Genomic DNA, 387 nt, shown 5'->3' on the forward strand with positions numbered 1-387 from the left:
GCCCACAGCGATGAACTGCACGTCGCCGTGCGCCACGCTGGCAGCCACATCGGTCGAAAACTGGATGCGGCCAGCCGCACGGTTACGCTCGATCAGCTCTTTCAGACCGGGTTCGTAGATGGGCACGCCGCCGGCGTTGAGCAGGTCGATCTTCTTCTGGTCGACGTCGAGGCAGAACACATCGTTGCCCAGCTCCGCCAGACACGCGCCGGTGACCAGACCGACATAACCGCTACCGATGATGGTGATTTTCATACGAACATTTAAAGATTAAGAAAGCGCCTGCGCGGTCGCCGCAAATACACCGCGCCGGACTGAATTACATGCTGGCGCCACCGCTGCCGCCGAGCGTTTCGGTACGGCGCGGGGCATACGTCTCCCAGCGGT

Annotated in this window: 1 protein-coding gene; it reads right to left on the reverse strand. The window is 61.5% G+C overall.

Annotated features, from left to right (window positions below; all coding sequences use genetic code 11):
• A partial coding sequence (locus JNB61_RS19900) for a 2-dehydropantoate 2-reductase N-terminal domain-containing protein (RefSeq protein WP_275952232.1) occupies window positions 1–255 on the reverse strand: 255 nt, incomplete at its 3' end.
• Between the last annotated feature and the right edge of the window lie 132 nt (window positions 256–387).

The organism is Microbacterium ureisolvens, assembly GCF_019511645.1.
Taxonomy (GTDB): domain Bacteria; phylum Actinomycetota; class Actinomycetes; order Actinomycetales; family Microbacteriaceae; genus Microbacterium; species Microbacterium ureisolvens_A.